We start from the raw sequence: 16,915 nt of genomic DNA, 5'->3' as shown, positions 1-16,915 counted from the left end.
ACTGCCTTATTTGAGGAATTTCGGTTAGACAAATGTCTAGCCGGGGTTTCGACGTTTTAAAGGAGGGTTTTATTGAATGATCGAAATAGAAAAGCCAAAAATTGAAACGCTTGAAATCAGCGATGATGCTACATTTGGAAAATTTGTGGTTGAACCGCTTGAACGTGGATATGGTGCCACTCTTGGAAACTCCTTGCGTCGTATCTTATTATCCTCACTTCCAGGTGCTGCAGTTACTACAGTCCAAATTGACGGAGCACTGCATGAGTTTTCAACGATTGATGGTGTTGTTGAAGATGTAACAACAATAATTTTGAATCTGAAAAAACTTGCTTTAAAAATCTATTCTGATGAACCAAAAACATTAGAAATAGATGTACAAGGTGAAGGAAAAGTTACAGCTGCTGATCTAACTTATGATAGTGATGTAGAAGTAATGAATCCCGAACTGCAGATTGCTACGCTAAACAGTAAAGGCAATTTGCATGTGAAATTAACAGCTGAACGTGGCCGTGGTTATCGTCAAGCTGAAGAAAACAATAGTGAGGAATTACCAATTGGCGTTATTCCGATTGATTCCATCTTCACTCCAGTATCACGTGTCACTTATCAAGTGGAAAATACACGTGTAGGCCAAGTGGCAAACTATGACAAATTAACATTGGATGTTTCAACTGATGGTAGTATTCGTCCTGAAGAAGCTGTTTCTTTAGGTGCTAAAATTATTACAGAACATCTTAATATATTTGTTGGTTTAACCGATGAAGCACAGAATGCTGAAATCATGGTCGAAAAAGAAGAAGATCAAAAAGAGAAAGTCATGGAAATGACAATCGAAGAACTTGATCTATCTGTAAGATCTTACAACTGCTTAAAACGAGCTGGAATCAATACTGTTCATGAACTTGCCAACAAGTCTGAAGAGGATATGATGAAAGTACGTAATTTAGGCCGTAAATCTTTAGAAGAAGTAAAAGTAAAATTAGTAGACCTAGGTTTAGGTTTACGTGATGATGACTGATTTTTACAGTCACCTTTAATGTTTCAAAAAAGGGAGGGATAGTCCGTGGCTAGAAAGTTAGGACGTACAACAGACAATCGTATGGCGCTACTTCGCAACCTTGCATCTGATTTAATTATTCATGAACGGATTGAAACAACAGAAGCAAAAGCGAAAGAACTTAAATCGATAGTGGAAAAAATGATTACACTTGGAAAACGCGGTGATCTTCATGCACGTCGTCAGGCTGCAGCATTCTTATACAACAAAGAAGCAGATGAAGAAAATAGTGTTCTTCAAAAACTTTTTGATGACGTTGCTGCACGTTATGAAGACAGACAAGGTGGATACACTCGTGTTCTTAAACTAGGTGAACGCCAAGGTGATGGAGCAAAAATGGCAATCATTGAATTGGTTTAATCAGGCTACATGCGGCAAGGGCAGGACTCAATCTCTCTCACGAGGTTAATCCAAGCCCTTTTTTTGTAGTAAGAAAAGTGAAAGTGCGTTTCATAAGGCGTTATTCTTTCACGAATTGAGGTGTTACACCTTATTCTCTTCATATTTAAGTACATAATACATACATACATATTTTTTTCTGAACGTCAGCATAGTGGTAGAGGAGGTTTCATGGTGAGTAAGAAATTAGTTGAGTTTAGAAATGTATCTTTCAAGTACGGAGAAAAAGAACCCTGGGTATTAAGAAACTGTTCATTTGAAATTTATGAAAATGAATGGGTTGCTATTATTGGACATAATGGTTCAGGAAAGTCAACGATAGCCAAATTATTGAACGGATTATTATTCCCACAGGAAGGCGAGATTATCATAGATGGGCAGCAAGTAAATGAAGATTCTATCTGGAATATTCGGAAAGAAGTAGGAATGGTTTTTCAAAATCCGGATAATCAATTTGTTGGTGCCACCGTACAGGATGATGTTGCTTTCGGTATGGAGAATCGGGGATTTCCTAGAGAAGAAATGCAGCAAAGAATTTCAGAGACCTTATCTGCAGTACGGATGCAGGACTATCGCCTAACAGAACCACATCGATTATCAGGTGGACAAAAGCAGCGCGTTGCTATTGCGAGTGTGTTGGCAATTTCTCCAAAAGTACTCATATTAGACGAAGCTACTGCTATGCTGGATCCTAGTGGACGTAAAGAGATTATGGATACGGTCGGAAGAATTCAGGAGAGTAATGGATTATCCCTTATAACGATTACACATGACTTACAGGAAGTAGTTCAAGCTGAACGCGTTATTGTAATGAACAATGGTGAGAAATGGAAGGAAGCTTCCCCAAGGGAGATCTTTTCCGAAAAAGATGCATTGCGCAAAATTGGTTTGGATGTTCCTTTCGTAGCTATCCTGGCAGAAGAGTTGAAGCAAGCAGGTGTAAGCCTGACAGCTGCACCATTAAATCAAGAGGAATTGTTGGAGGACCTATGGACATTACATTCAAGAACGTAACCTACATCTATCAACAAAATACACCGTTTGCACATAAAGCGATTGAAGATCTTTCCTTTCAAGTAGAGTCAGGATCGTTTGTTGCAATTATCGGGCATACGGGTTCAGGTAAGTCAACGCTTATTCAGCATTTAAATGGCCTCTCTGTTCCAACTGAGGGAGAAGTTATAATTGGTGAATATCTACTGTCAAAAGATCATAAACCAAAGGATATGAAGGAATTACGAAGCCGAGTAGGTGTCGTCTTTCAATATCCAGAGCATCAACTATTTGAGGAGACGGTTGCAAAAGACATTGCATTCGGACCCCAGAACTTTGGTGTTTCGGAAGGCGAGATTCAAAAGCGGATGAAAGAAATCATACCCGCCGTAGGGCTTAATGAAAGTGTGCTCGAACGATCACCGTTTGATTTAAGTGGTGGGCAAATGCGTAGAGTAGCAATTGCCGGTGTGCTTGCTGTAAATCCTGATGTACTCGTGCTCGATGAACCGACAGCCGGACTTGACCCAAGGGGGCAGAAGGAAATCATGGATATGTTCTATAACCTACACAAGGAACAAGGCTTAACGACCATTCTAGTTACACATAGTATGGAAGATGCTTTAAAATATGCAGATCGGGTGCTTATTCTAAACAAAGGGACAAAGTATATGGAAGGTACTCCGGAAGAAGTTTTTAATGAAAAAGAAGCACTACAGAGTGTCCAGTTGGATGTACCTGAGATGGTGCAATTTTTAAATAGATTCCAGGAAAAAATCGGAAAGACCATCCCATTTAAAAAACAATCAGTAAAAGAAATTGCACAGTCGATTCGGCATATTATTGAAGGAGCTGAATCTAGATGAACAATTCATTGATTATCGGACAATATGTACCAGGGGAGTCTTTGGTACACCGCTTGGATCCAAGGACCAAAATTACGATCATCTTTTTCTTTGTATTCATTGTTTTTTTAGCCAATAATGTTGCGAGTTATAGTCTGTTAACTATTTTCGCACTGGCATGTATGTTTACCTCTAAAGTTCCAATCCGCTTTATATTAAAGGGCCTGACACCTGTATGGTTTTTAATTATATTTACTTTTATATTGCACTTATTTGTTACAAGAGAAGGCACTGTTATATTTGAGTTCTGGATTTTTGAATTTTATTCTGGTGGACTGATTCAAGGGATTGCAATTTCTGTGCGATTTTTCTTATTAATTCTTGTGACTTCGTTATTAACATTGACTACTACACCGATTGAAATAACGGATGCGATAGAAGATATGCTTCATCCATTGAAAAGATTTAAGTTTCCAGTTCATGAATTGGCATTAATGATGTCTATTTCTTTAAGATTTATTCCTACATTGATGCAGGAAACCGATAAAATTTCAAGAGCACAGGCATCCCGTGGTGTTGATTTCAAAACCGGTCCGATCAAAGAAAGAATTAAAGCTGTTGTACCACTGTTAGTGCCGTTATTTGTTAGTGCATTTAAACGTGCAGAAGAACTGGCAATGGCAATGGAAGCAAGAGGCTACCAGGGGGGCGAAGGTCGTACAAAGCTTAGAGAATTAAAAATAGAAAAGCGTGATATGCTTATTTTTATTTTGTTTGCTTTGGTAATAACAGGGTTATTTCTTGTAAGGTCGTATAGTTAAGGAAGGCTGAATGATGATGGCAAGGTTAAAATGTGTTGTTAAATATGATGGTTCCGGATTCTACGGATTTCAAGTACAACCGACAAATCGAACCGTACAGGGGGTTCTGGAGAGAGTTCTTAAGGAGATGCATAAAGGGGTTGAAATACGTCTGCAAGCATCAGGGCGTACCGATACTGGCGTACATGCCATTGGACAAGTGATACACTTCGACTCAACGTATGATATTCCCGAAGAAAATTGGAAACGGGCTCTAAATACGCTTCTTCCCGATGATATTTATATTCAAGAGGTTATCAAGGTATCTGAAGAATTTCATGCAAGATACAGTGTTTCCGAAAAGGAATATCATTATTTTGTTCGAAATTTAGTGGAGCCGGATGTATTTTCACGTAACTATTCCTACCATTTTCCATATGAAGTCGATATCGGAAAAATAAAGGAAGCTTGCCGTTATTTGGAAGGGACACATGACTTCACGACATTTTCTTCAGCAAAATCGACTATTAAGGGAGAGAAAATTCGAACACTTTATCATGCCTCCTGTATAAAACATGGTAGTGATATAGAGTTTATTTTCCGTGGTAGTGGGTTCTTGTATAACATGGTCCGGATAATGGTCAGTGTTCTACTAGATATTGGCCAAGGACGAAGAAAACCTGAAGACATTCCTATTCTGTTGGAGAAGAGAGATCGCCAACAAGTAGGGAAAACAATATCTCCAAATGGCTTGTACCTATGGAAAGTGAAGTATAATGAAGAAAACAAAATAATATAAGGGATTAAATCTCTCAAGCCCTTGACAAATTGCTGTAATTTGTTATATTATGATATATGGCATTTTATTTCTAAACCATGATTAGCCCCGGAATCTAATTATGTTAAGAATATAAAAAACGAATGAAAATAAAAATGAATTATTGATATATGGAGGGAAATCTATCATGCGCACAACTTTCATGGCGAATGAATCAAATATTGAACGCAAATGGCTTGTTGTGGATGCGGAAGGCCAACGTCTTGGTCGTCTAGCAAGTGAAGTTGCAGCTATCCTTCGCGGGAAGCAAAAACCAACTTACACACCACACGCGGATACTGGTGACAATGTTATCATTATCAATGCAGAGAAAATCGAATTAACTGGAAACAAAATCAACGACAAAATGTACTACCGTCACTCTGGCCATCCAGGTGGATTAAAAGAACGTAATGCTGACGAGATGCGTACAAAATACCCTGAACAAATGCTTGAGCTTGCTATCAAAGGCATGCTTCCAAAAGGTCCATTAGGCCGTAAAATGGGTAAAAAATTGCACGTATTCAGAGGCGCTGAACATACGCATCAAGCACAACAACCAGAAGTTTACGAACTTCGCGGATAATTAAGAGGAGGTTAATCAATTGGCACAAGTACAATATTACGGCACAGGTCGCCGCAAAAGCTCAACAGCACGTGTACGTCTAATACCAGGTACAGGTAATATCACAATTAATGGTCGCGATGCAAGAGACTATTTCCCATATGAAACTCAATTGTTGATTTTAAATCAACCATTAGTAACTACAGAAACACAAGGAACTTATGATGTTTTAGTTAACGTTCATGGTGGAGGATTCACTGGTCAAGCTGGTGCAATTCGTCACGGTATCTCTCGTGCGCTTCTTGAAGCAGATCCAGAATACCGTCCAAGCTTAAAGAGCGCAGGATTCTTAACTCGTGATTCACGCATGAAAGAACGTAAAAAATACGGTCTTAAAGGCGCGCGTAAAGCACCTCAGTTCTCAAAACGTTAATTCTATTATCGTTTCAAAGACTCTCAACTTTTTGGTTGAGGGTCTTTTTTGTGCCAAAAATTGTTTGGATGAGGTCCTCCACCAGACACATACTATGATGGATAGCAGACAAAATAAGGGCATGGAGGTGCTTTTTATGAGTAAAAGAGGTAAGAATAAGCTGACGGATGGAATGAGTGATGAACAGGCCGTAAGAGGGAAATTATCTAAGGAATTTGATCATGAATTTGCCAATGAACCTTTGACTCCAGAAGAAAAGTTCAATAACAAAAAGACGAAGAAAAGACAATAATGATTAAGAGCTCTCAGACCTTATGTTTGAGAGCTCTTTTTATCTTTGTCCCATTCGACAAAAACCGGGAAGTGGTGACAGTGATCGTTTTTTGTTGGTAACGTATAATAAAACCGCTTAGGGGCCAGCCCAAAGCGGTTTGTGTTAGTTATGAGATGAAATACTATAGTCCAAATAAATTTGGAAGGAACAAGCTTAATTGTGGGATAAAGGTTATAAATAACAGAACCACAATAACTACTGCAAAGAACGGAAGCAAGGTTTTAATAACTTGTTCAATTCTAACGTCGGCTACAGAGGCACCAACAAATAGTGCACTACCAACAGGTGGTGTCATGTTTCCAATACATAAAGCAAAACATAATACTATTCCAAAGTGAACAGGATCCATTTGGAACAACTCTGCTACTGGTAGGAATATCGGTGTAAATATGAGTACAGCAGGTGTAATATCCATAAATGTACCGACAAGAAGCAGAATTAAAAGCATGATAAGCAGTATTCCAACCTGATTATCTGTTATAGATAATAGCGCATCACTGATTAATTGCGGTAAGTTCATGTAGGACATAATCAATGAAAATAATGCAGAAGCAGTGATTAGGAATAGAATCATCCCGGTAATTTCAATTGTTTCCTTTAATATGCCTGGAATATCCTTTACCTTTAAGCTTTTATATATCAATGAGAGTACAGTGGAGTAAAGTACTGCAACGGCTGCACCCTCTGTTGCTGTAAATATACCGGCAATAATCCCACCTATAACGATTACGATTAATAGTAAACTTGGAATAGCACTCCAAATAATATAGAGCACGTCTTTAAAGCTTGGCAGGCTTGATACCGGATACTTTTCTTTTTTGGCCATGAAATAAGCAACAATCATTACCCCGAGCCCCCAAAGAATCCCAGGTATATAGCCAGCCATAAATAAAGCTGCAATCGAAGTACCGCCACTAACAAGTGAGTATACAATTATTACGGAACTTGGTGGGATGATTAGACCTGTCGGTGCAGATGCAATATTTACTGCTGCAGAGTACGTTCTTTTATATCCTTGATTATCTTGCATTGGTGTCATAATACGCCCCATTGCTGCTGCAGATGCAACACTAGAACCGGCAATCGATCCAAAGAGCATATTCCCGACTACATTCGTATGTGCAAGAGAACCAGGCAGCTTTCCAACAAGTATCTTGGCAAAGTTAACTAATCGAAACGCGATTCCACCCGTACTCATAATAATCCCTGATAGTACGAATAACGGAATAGCAAGCATTGTAAAGTTATCAATTCCAGTAACCATTCGTTGGGCCGAGGTCATGATTGCTACATCAAATGGTAGCACGAGTAAAAAGGTCAATACGGAACTGGCGATGATTGCAATTGCAATTGGAACCCCAAACCACAGTAAAAAGAGGAAGCTTGCAAATAATACGATTGCTGCAATTGTTTCCATTATACTCCAACCTCCTCATTATGGTTTTCCTTACTGGTTAACATGCTGTGAATCGTATAAATAATAATTAATATCCCACAAACTGGTAATGCAGCATAGACGATTCCCATAGAGATTCCAGTTGCTGCAGCAGTTTGTGCAGAAGTTAATAGCACAACTCTTATTCCGCCATAAACCATAAGAATCCCAGTAATTAAAATAATTAATATATCGGTCATTCGTTCAAATAAAATAACGGTTTTATCCCTTAATTTTTCTCTGAAAAATAGGATGGCAATATGTTTCTTTGCTCCAAATACATATGCAGCTGTCATTAATCCAAACCAAATTAGTAAATATCTTGTTATTTCTTCCGTACCCGGAGATGAAATATTAAATACATATCGCGCCAATACTTGCCATAAGGAAAGGATAACCATCATAATCAGCAAAAAGGATGAAAACGTTAAAAGTATTTTATCCAGCTTGTCTTTAAATTTAATCATTTGCTTTCCCTCCCATAATTAGCTGATAAATATCTTTTGTTTTTTCATCATTGGCATATGCTTTATGAAGCGGTTGCACAGCGTCGATAAATGGTCCCTTGTCTACTTCAATAAATTGCACGCCCATCTCATTTTTAGCTGTTTCTGTTTGCTCCTTTATTGCTTTCGCCCAGACATCCTCATGGTAGGCGGTTGATTCATCTGCTGCTTCCTGGATAAGAGCCTGTTCCTCTTCGGAAAATTGGTTAAATCGTTCAGCGTTCATAATCAACATATCCGGAACGATTTGGTGGCCCGTATACATATAGTACTTGGCGACTTCCCCGTGATTATTTCCGACTAAGGCGGTTTCATTGTTCTCGGCAGCATCAATGATTCCAGATTGCAGGGAAGTATATACCTCACCATATGCCATTGCTGTCGGTATACCACCTAAAGCTTCTATCATGTTTACACTTGTCTGGCTAGGCTGAACCCTTACTTTCAATCCGCTCATATCTGATAGATCATTTACTTCCCTGTCCTTTGTATAAAGGTGACGCATGCCAGCATTATAATAGGTAAGTCCGATAAAACCAATATCCTCTGTATTCTTATAGATTTTATCAGTAATTGACTCAGTGTTCATTACGTGTTCGAAGTCTTCATATTCTTCAAAAACATATGGCAGACTAAAAATAGAGTAATCGGATTCAAATCCCTCCAAGGCACTGGCACTTACTTTTGCAACATCAACAGCTCCGGTTTGCGTTAGTTCAATTACTTCTCGTTCACTTCCCAACTGTCCATTCGGGAAAATATCCACTTGAATTGTGTCATTTGACTTTTCCTCTACTAATCTTCCGAATTCAACTAATGAAAGGTGTACAGGATGGTCTAGTGTCTGATTATGTGCAAGCTTCATCGTCTTAGTTGCTGAATCACCTGACACATTTTGACAACCCGCAAGAATCATTACAAATAATGAAACCGCTATTATTTTTAGGGCTTTCTTCATTTTTTTACCTCCCTAGGTGTGTAATTGTAGTTATAAATAATAGTTCCCTAATTGATCTAAGTTAGTTACATAAATGACTATATTTTAGGTAGATAACGTTTATTTTCCCCTTAATTATAGACTTTACTACTCTAACTTTTAGATTAACTGGTAATCATATAATAAAACGCTTGAAATATAAACCGTTTACATATATTATGATGTTAGTATAATATATATAGTTTGTTTTGTAAACAAACTAATTACTTGCCTAGAACTTTAAAAATAAGGTTCTATTATAAATGGATTAGGGAAAAATCATTATATAATAAAAGAGAAGGGATGATTAAAAGTGAAGACCTTTATTACCGACGATTTTTTGCTTTATAATGAAACTGCGAAAGAGCTTTATCACAATACAGCGAAGAACTTACCAATTATTGATTATCATAACCATCTAAACCAGCATGAGATCTTAGAGGATAAGAATTACTCGAATTTGGCTCAAGTTTGGCTAGGCGGAGACCACTATAAATGGCGTGCATTACGTGCAAATGGAATAAGTGAGGATTATATTACTGGGGATAAAAGTGATTATGAGAAGTTTATGGCATGGGCAAAAACAGTACCTAATACAATCGGAAATCCACTTTATCATTGGACACACTTAGAGTTATTAAGATATTTTGATATTGATCAAGTATTTAATGAGAAATCGGCACCAGCTATCTGGGAAGAGGCAAATGAGAAGTTGGCAGGCGCTGAATTTTCAACAAGATCATTATTAAAAAATAAAAAAGTTGAATTTGTTGGAACAACGGATGATCCTACCGATGATCTAGCAAGCCATCAAGCATTAGCTAAAGAGAATCAAGCATTAACTGTATCACCGTCATTTAGACCGGATAAAGGGTTAAGCATTGAAAATGATGACTTCCTAACTTGGGTAGGGAAATTGGAACAGGCAACAAATACGACAATTGAAAATTACCGTGCCTTTTTAGATGGGTTAGCTAGTCGTGTGGAATATTTTGATGAAAATGGCTGCCGCAGCTCTGATCACGGTATCAATGTCATGTTTTATGAAGCGGCAACGGAAAGTGAAGTTGCTACTATTTTCCATAAACGTTTAAATGGTGAAACATTATCCGAAAAAGAAGTGGAACAATTTAAAACATACACATTGGTGACACTCGGCGAGTTGTATGCGGATAAAGGATGGGTTATGCAATTACACATCAATCCATTGCGTAATAATAGTACAAGAATGTTTAAATTGATAGGACCGGATAGTGGATTTGATTCTGTTGGTGATCAACTGCTAGCGAATAAATTATCGAATTTACTTGATGCGATGGATATCAATAATAAGCTTCCGAAAACTATTTTGTATAGCTTGAATTCACGAGATAACAATATACTTGCAGCAATGGCAGGTAATTTCCAAACGAGTGAAATACCTGGTAAAGTCCAATTTGGAACTGCATGGTGGTTTAATGATACAATTGACGGCATGGAAGACCAAATGAAGACACTCGCAAATATGGGGCTTATTAGTAATTTTGTCGGAATGCTTACAGACTCCAGAAGTTTCCTTTCTTTTCCTAGGCATGAATATTTCAGAAGAATTTTATGTAATTTATTAGGAACATGGGTAGAGGAAGGCAAAGCACCAAAGGATATGGTTTTACTTGAAACATATGTAAGAAATATTTGCTATGAAAATGCAAAACGTTACTTTGGAATATAAGGATTTCAATTTCGGCCCATTATTATGTATAATGTAAATGATTCATTTCAAATAAAGTAGTGAAGAGAGGAAATGATATAAATGACACAACAAATCGGTGTAATCGGATTAGCCGTTATGGGTAAAAACTTAGCTTTAAATATCGAAAGCAGAGGATACTCTGTTTCCGTATTTAACCGTTCCTATAACAAAACAGAAGATTTTTTGACAAATGAAGCGAAAGGCAAAAACTTTGTCGGATCAGAAACAATCGAGGAATTCGTTAATTCACTTGAAAAACCACGTAAAATCTTACTAATGGTAAAAGCAGGTCCAGCTACAGATGCAACCATTGAGTCCTTGCAACCATACCTTGAAAAAGGCGATATTCTTATAGATGGCGGTAATACATTGTTTGAAGATACAATCCGCCGTAATAAAATGCTTGATGAAACAGGTATTCACTTTATCGGAACAGGAGTTTCTGGTGGAGAAGAGGGTGCACTTAATGGACCTTCTATGATGCCTGGTGGTCAGAAAGAAGCGTATGAACTTGTAGCGCCTATATTTGAAGCTATTTCTGCAAAAGTAGACGGAGACCCATGTGTGACATATATTGGGCCGAATGGTGCTGGTCATTTTGTGAAAATGGTTCATAACGGAATTGAGTATGGCGACATGCAATTAATTGCAGAAGCGTATGATATTTTGAAAAATGTCCTTGGTATGGAAGCACAGGAGTTACATGAAGTATTCACCGAGTGGAACAAGGGTGAGCTAGATAGCTATCTGGTTGAAATTACTGCGGACATCTTTACAAAAACAGATGATGAAACAGGTAAACCAATGGTTGATGTCATTATGGATAAAGCTGGTCAAAAGGGAACTGGAAAGTGGACAAGCAAAAACGCATTGGATCTTGGCGTACCACTACCGTTGATTACAGAGTCTGTATTTGCTCGCTTCATCTCTTCATTGAAAGATGAGCGTGTAAAAGCGAGTAAAGTACTCAGTGGACCACAAACAGACGCTTATGATGGTAATCGCAAAGAATTAATTGAAGCGGTTCGTAAAGCACTTTACATGAGTAAAATTGTTTCTTATGCACAAGGATTTGCGCAATTGCGTGCAGCTTCCGAAGAAAACAACTGGAATCTTCAATACGGAGATATCGCAATGATCTGGCGTGGTGGATGTATTATCCGTGCTAACTTCTTACAAAAAATTAAAGATGCTTATGATCGGGAACCGGCATTGGCTAATTTAATGCTTGATCCATACTTCAAGGAAGTAGTGGAAGGCTATCAATCAGCATTGCGTGAAGTTGTTTCAGTTGCTATTAAAAATGGTATTGCTGTTCCGACATTCTCAAGCGCAGTAGCTTACTATGACAGCTACCGTACGGAAGACTTACCAGCAAACCTAATCCAAGCACAACGTGATTACTTTGGCGCGCACACGTATCAACGTAAAGACAAAGAAGGAACTTTCCATACAAACTGGTTCTAAAAATAACAAATTTAGATTAAAAAAGGAGCATTCCCTTGATAGATGGGAGTGCTCCTTTTTTGGCAAGTAAGAAAGTATAAACTTTCTTACTTGCATAAGGGCAACTAAGGCATTCGCCGAAAAGGCTTGGCGGATGCCAAGTTTTCTAACTAACTTAATTAGAAAGCTTTAATTATTTAATATCTCTATTTTATGATTTGTAAATGGGATATGTTTTTCTGAATCAGAAAATATTAGTTCAGGAACTTCAAAGAAATTTTGAATTGCTATCGCACAGGCTCCCATTATGCAGGCATCTTTCCCAAGCTTTGATAGTACGATTTCACCATATTGACTAACAGAAGAAACCAAATTTCCTTTGATCTTTTCGATTACATTCGGATACGCTTGCAATACTTCACTGTTGAGTACGATTGTTTCCGGGTTATATAAATTAATAATGTTATTCAGTCCAATGGATAAATATTTAATAAATATTTCCATTTCTTCATAAACAATCGGATGCTTTTCGTTTACCAAATTGTAAAATTCATTTTGTGTGATAACCGGTTTATCAAGCCGCTGAGCCAATTGTTCATATAAACGAGGCTCTGCTGCATAAAGTTCCCAGCAACCATGGTTACCACATTTGCATAATGCCCCCTCAGGAGATATAATCATATGCCCCATTTCACCGGCATAACCATGATAACCTTTGTGTATATGCCCATCAACCATAATTCCAGCACCAATACCAGAGGATAAGATTATATTAAGCAGATTGTCACTTTTATGATAGTGATATACTTTTTCTGCATAGGAAGATAGATTAGCATTATTTTCAATGTGAATATTTAAATCGAAATTTACTTTTTCTTTCAAGTCAGATTTAAGACTTTTGCTATGCCATTTATATCTTGGAATGAAAAAAATGTCTTCTTCTTCTTTGTTTACAGTTCCGTGAATGCCGATTACTGTACTAATTAAACCGTACCGACTATGACTACAATTTTTATGATACTTCTGAATATGCTCTACGAGTAACAGTACGATTTCTTCATAATCTTCACTGTCCAAGAAAATTTTTTCATGATGGACAGGGTATCCTAGTAAATCAGACAAGGTATACTGAATTTCTTTATAATCCAAATCGATTCCTAGTACATAACCTACATCACGTTTGATGGAAAGCATAATTGGTCTTCTCCCAACTGCGTTATGCTCCTGTTGCGTTTCATAGATTAAATCTTCCTCTAGTAAAGCAGCAACTTGAATAGAGATAGTTGCTTTGTTTAACCCAGTAATTTTTGCTAGTTCTGCCCTGGATATCATACCGTGTTCAATAATTGTTTTTAAGATTAGACTTCTATTAATTTTCTTTATGTAAGCCCCATCACCCGTAACCATAACTTGACCCACCCCAATCTAAAATATAAAGTAATTGTAAGCGCTTGTTATATATATTATTAATATACGATAAATTCAAGCCGCTTTTAAGGAAAAGAAGATTTATTGACGTCCTGTGTAGAATAGTGATATTCTTTTCTTGAACTTATGGTTTGTCTGTCAAACAAAGTAATATACTAAAATTGTACTCTAAAACCGTTCTGTATTCAAAATGAAAAGGTTTACATAAATATGAGAGCCAGTTTAAGAAACTGCATTATATCTATATTATAACAAAAAAAGGAGCAATTGGAATGAAAATTCTATATTTTGATTGTTTTTCTGGTATTAGCGGGGATATGACAATTGCATCACTTGTTGATGCGGGTGGGGATCCTATATACATGGAGAATGAATTAAAAAAACTTGGTATGGACGATGAATATCAACTCAAATGGAATAAAGTCGTTAAAAATGGCATTACAAGCACCAAATTTGATGTGACTCTATTAAGTGAGGAACACGAACATCAGCATGAGCATCACTCACAGGAACACGCACATGATCATCATACACATGATCATACACATGATCATACACATGATCATACACATGATCATACACATGAACATCGTGAGCACACGCATACACATAGCCATCACCACAGTCATCGTTCCTATAAAGATATCGTAAATCTCATTCACTCAGCTGGTTTTGAGGAACAAGTACAGAATACGGCATTGAAGATTTTCAAAAAAATTGGAGAAGCAGAGGGACGTATTCATGGAATGCCTTTAGAGGATGTACATTTTCATGAAGTAGGTGCGGTAGATTCAATTGTTGATATCGTAGGAACGGCTATTTTAATTCATCAAATGGAAATTGATAAAGTGAAGTCTGCTCCCGTTCCAGTAGGTGGAGGCAAGATACACATTGATCATGGGGTTTATCCAGTTCCTGCACCAGCAACATTGGAAATTTTACGAGGGATTCCTATTGCGGGGAGTGAATTAAAAGCAGAACTGACGACCCCAACGGGAGCGGCAATCATCGCAGTTCTCGCAGAAGAATTTGGGAGCATGCCATCACTTAAAGTAAATACAATTGGTTATGGGGCAGGAACAAAAACATTTGCCGACCATCCAAATGTATTACGAACCATTATCGGAGAATAAAGAGCCAATTTGAAGGCTGTTTACTAAACAAAAGACGGTGCTGTTCTACCAACAAATGAGAAAGTAAGTTAATAGGAAAAAACAATTTGGACGTTTACAGGGGGCTTTATAATGAAAATTGCATTAATTGCTCATGATGAAAAGAAAGACGATATGGTTCGGTTTACGGAAGCATATCAATATAGTTTGGAAAAACACGAACTATTCGCTACTGGGACAACAGGTTTGAGAATTACAGAGAGTACTGGTCTGGAGATTCATCGTTTCCAGTCTGGGCCACTTGGTGGGGATCAGCAAATAGGAGCCATGGTTGCGGATAATAATATGGACATGATTATTTTTTTCCGAGATCCATTGACTGCTCAACCACATGAGCCGGATATATCTGCCCTGATGCGTTTATGTGATGTGTACTCCATTCCTTTAGCAACAAATATGGGTTCAGCTGAGATTCTCATTCATGCATTAGAACGTGGGGATCTGAAATGGAGAGAGATTATACGTGATAAAAAAGGGTAAATAGTGGGACGTATCATAGGTGGTGGTTGACTAGGAAACGCCATCATGATATTCTGTTTATATAATTAGTTTATCCGACAAACTAATTATATCCCTGGATGAAAGGGATTACATGTAACAGTGTTAATTATCCTTATTAAGGGAATAGTAATTATGGTTAAGTATATTCGATAGTTAATTAGTTAAATATAATCTGAAATGGAGTGAATTAGCTGTATGGGTATTTTGCAAGAGCTGCTAAATGATATTCCTGTTCCCAAAATGGCAAAAGTTAACCAGACGTTTGACAACACAAGGGAAGAAGATGTTATAGGGACTTTACAGGAACAATTGGAGCGTGTAAAAGATACGGTTAAACCAGGGATGGAAATAGCTGTGGCGGTTGGGAGCAGAGGTGTGGACCGCCTAGTTGATATTACTGCAGTAACCATTAAATACCTGCATGATTTAGGTGCGAAGCCGTTTATTGTTCCATCGATGGGAAGTCATGGAGGGGCGACCGCTGAAGGTCAGAAAGCAGTACTGGAACATTTAGGTGTTACAGAACAAGCTGTTAACGCAGAGATTCGCTCATCCATGGAAGTTATTAAAATCGGTGAACTTCCTAATGGTCTGCCGGTGTATATTGATAAGCTTGCATCTGAAGCTGATGGTATTGTTGTCATCAATCGTGTGAAACCACATACCGCTTTTCGTGGGCCTGTTGAAAGTGGAATTATGAAAATGATCAGCATTGGTCTCGGGAAGCAAAAGGGTGCGGAAGCATGTCACCAACTAGGTTTTAAACATATGGCAGAGCATGTCCCGGCAATGGCCAAGATGATCATGGAGAAAATGCCGATTATTTTTTCGGTTGCAACGGTTGAGAATGCATTTGATAAAGTTGCAAAGCTGGAAGTACTTCTTCCAGAAGAAGTAGAAGATAAAGAAGTTGAACTACAAAAGCTTTCTAAACAATTGCTTCCAAAACTATTCTTTGATGAGATCGATGTGTTGGTCATTGATGAAATCGGGAAAAACATCAGTGGTGATGGAATGGACCCGAACGTAACCGGTCGATATCCGACCCCATATGCACATGGTGGTCCAGATGTTTCGAAAATGGTTGTTCTTGATGTTACACCCGAATCGGAAGGAAATGCCAATGGTGTAGGAACGGCTGATTTTACAACGGAACGTCTTGTTAATAAAATGGATAAGCATGGGACATATGCCAATGGGCTTACGTCAACGGTTGTTGGACCAACACATATATCGACAACATTGCCGAATGACAAAATGGCGATTCAAGCAGCGGTAAAGACATGTAATATCCTTGATTTTACAAAAGTTAAACTAGTTCGTATTAAAAACACGCTGGATATAGGCGAAATTGAAGTCTCTGAATCATTGCTTGAGCATGTGGGAAAGCATCCTAATCTGGAACAGAGTTCAAAGCTGTACGAATTTGATTTTAATGAGCAAGGGAATTTATTCCAATAATAAAATGGGGGA

General features: G+C 37.8%; 18 protein-coding genes. 14 read left to right on the top strand and 4 right to left on the bottom strand.

What is annotated here, in order from left to right:
• Positions 1–76 precede the first annotated feature (76 nt).
• The 9 genes from ACFOUV_RS17830 (at position 77) to sspO (ending at position 6,204) form a co-directional block, all read left to right on the top strand.
• Positions 77–1,021, top strand: a complete 945-nt coding sequence (locus ACFOUV_RS17830; protein WP_379498134.1) for a DNA-directed RNA polymerase subunit alpha — start codon at positions 77–79, stop codon at positions 1,019–1,021.
• A gap of 45 nt (positions 1,022–1,066) precedes the next feature.
• Positions 1,067–1,420 (top strand): 50S ribosomal protein L17, encoded by a 354-nt coding sequence (gene rplQ / locus ACFOUV_RS17825; RefSeq protein ID WP_067729267.1) that lies wholly within the window; start codon positions 1,067–1,069, stop codon positions 1,418–1,420.
• Between the two features lie 213 nt (positions 1,421–1,633).
• A complete protein-coding gene (locus ACFOUV_RS17820) occupies positions 1,634–2,473 on the top strand; it encodes an energy-coupling factor ABC transporter ATP-binding protein (protein ID WP_379498133.1) in 840 nt (279 codons plus the stop codon).
• The gene (locus tag ACFOUV_RS17815) at positions 2,449–3,318 is read left to right on the top strand and encodes an energy-coupling factor ABC transporter ATP-binding protein (RefSeq protein WP_379498132.1); all 870 of its coding nucleotides are present in this window, start codon (positions 2,449–2,451) and stop codon (positions 3,316–3,318) included. The genes ACFOUV_RS17820 and ACFOUV_RS17815 overlap by 25 nt, the downstream gene beginning before the upstream one ends.
• On the top strand, positions 3,315–4,118 hold the full coding sequence (locus tag ACFOUV_RS17810) for an energy-coupling factor transporter transmembrane component T family protein (RefSeq protein ID WP_379498131.1): 804 nt from the start codon (positions 3,315–3,317) through the stop codon (positions 4,116–4,118). The genes ACFOUV_RS17815 and ACFOUV_RS17810 overlap by 4 nt, the downstream gene beginning before the upstream one ends.
• 16 nt (positions 4,119–4,134) lie before the next feature.
• Positions 4,135–4,896: a tRNA pseudouridine(38-40) synthase TruA gene (gene truA, locus ACFOUV_RS17805; RefSeq protein WP_379498185.1), complete on the top strand. Its 762-nt coding sequence runs from the start codon at positions 4,135–4,137 to the stop codon at positions 4,894–4,896.
• Between the two features lie 166 nt (positions 4,897–5,062).
• The gene (rplM, locus tag ACFOUV_RS17800; RefSeq protein WP_379498130.1) at positions 5,063–5,500 is read left to right on the top strand and encodes a 50S ribosomal protein L13; all 438 of its coding nucleotides are present in this window, start codon (positions 5,063–5,065) and stop codon (positions 5,498–5,500) included.
• A 19-nt stretch (positions 5,501–5,519) separates the two neighbouring features.
• Complete coding sequence (rpsI, locus tag ACFOUV_RS17795) at positions 5,520–5,912, top strand: 30S ribosomal protein S9 (protein ID WP_087975071.1); 393 nt, start codon at positions 5,520–5,522, stop codon at positions 5,910–5,912.
• A gap of 136 nt (positions 5,913–6,048) precedes the next feature.
• A complete protein-coding gene (sspO, locus tag ACFOUV_RS17790) occupies positions 6,049–6,204 on the top strand; it encodes a small acid-soluble spore protein O (protein WP_379498129.1) in 156 nt (51 codons plus the stop codon).
• 163 nt (positions 6,205–6,367) lie between these two features.
• On the opposite strand, the gene ACFOUV_RS17785 is transcribed toward sspO, so the two are convergent.
• The 3 genes from ACFOUV_RS17785 to ACFOUV_RS17775 are packed head-to-tail and all read right to left on the bottom strand — an operon-like array spanning position 6,368 to position 9,145.
• Positions 6,368–7,663, bottom strand: coding sequence for a TRAP transporter large permease (locus ACFOUV_RS17785; protein ID WP_379498128.1), 1,296 nt, complete (start codon positions 7,661–7,663; stop codon positions 6,368–6,370).
• Positions 7,663–8,148, bottom strand: coding sequence for a TRAP transporter small permease (locus tag ACFOUV_RS17780; protein WP_379498127.1), 486 nt, complete (start codon positions 8,146–8,148; stop codon positions 7,663–7,665). The genes ACFOUV_RS17785 and ACFOUV_RS17780 overlap by 1 nt, the downstream gene beginning before the upstream one ends.
• The gene (locus ACFOUV_RS17775) at positions 8,141–9,145 is read right to left on the bottom strand and encodes a TRAP transporter substrate-binding protein (protein WP_379498126.1); all 1,005 of its coding nucleotides are present in this window, start codon (positions 9,143–9,145) and stop codon (positions 8,141–8,143) included. The genes ACFOUV_RS17780 and ACFOUV_RS17775 overlap by 8 nt, the downstream gene beginning before the upstream one ends.
• Positions 9,146–9,476: 331 nt before the next feature.
• Between ACFOUV_RS17775 and uxaC the strand changes: the two genes are divergently transcribed.
• Positions 9,477–10,874, top strand: a complete 1,398-nt coding sequence (uxaC, locus tag ACFOUV_RS17770) for a glucuronate isomerase (protein WP_379498125.1) — start codon at positions 9,477–9,479, stop codon at positions 10,872–10,874.
• An 81-nt stretch (positions 10,875–10,955) separates the two neighbouring features.
• Positions 10,956–12,362, top strand: a complete 1,407-nt coding sequence (gene gndA / locus ACFOUV_RS17765; protein WP_379498124.1) for an NADP-dependent phosphogluconate dehydrogenase — start codon at positions 10,956–10,958, stop codon at positions 12,360–12,362.
• 168 nt (positions 12,363–12,530) lie between these two features.
• Here the strand turns inward: gndA and ACFOUV_RS17760 are convergent, their stop codons facing one another.
• A complete protein-coding gene (locus ACFOUV_RS17760) occupies positions 12,531–13,748 on the bottom strand; it encodes an ROK family transcriptional regulator (RefSeq protein ID WP_379498123.1) in 1,218 nt (405 codons plus the stop codon).
• Between the two features lie 293 nt (positions 13,749–14,041).
• Between ACFOUV_RS17760 and ACFOUV_RS17755 the strand changes: the two genes are divergently transcribed.
• The 3 genes from ACFOUV_RS17755 to ACFOUV_RS17745 all read left to right on the top strand — a co-directional run bounded on the left by ACFOUV_RS17755 (position 14,042) and on the right by ACFOUV_RS17745 (position 16,903).
• Positions 14,042–14,902 (top strand): LarC family nickel insertion protein, encoded by an 861-nt coding sequence (locus ACFOUV_RS17755; RefSeq protein ID WP_379498122.1) that lies wholly within the window; start codon positions 14,042–14,044, stop codon positions 14,900–14,902.
• A 111-nt stretch (positions 14,903–15,013) separates the two neighbouring features.
• Entirely contained in the window at positions 15,014–15,421 is a 408-nt protein-coding gene (gene mgsA, locus ACFOUV_RS17750) for a methylglyoxal synthase (protein WP_379498121.1), read from the top strand.
• Between the two features lie 216 nt (positions 15,422–15,637).
• Positions 15,638–16,903 carry a lactate racemase domain-containing protein gene (locus tag ACFOUV_RS17745; RefSeq protein ID WP_379498120.1) on the top strand — a complete coding sequence of 422 codons (1,266 nt, stop codon included), beginning with the start codon at positions 15,638–15,640 and terminating at the stop codon, positions 16,901–16,903.
• Positions 16,904–16,915 lie beyond the last annotated feature (12 nt).

It is taken from the genome of Oceanobacillus longus (assembly GCF_042650085.1).
GTDB classification, from domain to species: domain Bacteria; phylum Bacillota; class Bacilli; order Bacillales; family Amphibacillaceae; genus Oceanobacillus; species Oceanobacillus longus.
The sequence above is the reverse complement of the archived record's forward strand: the minus strand, read 5'-3'. Positions and strand labels throughout refer to the sequence as shown.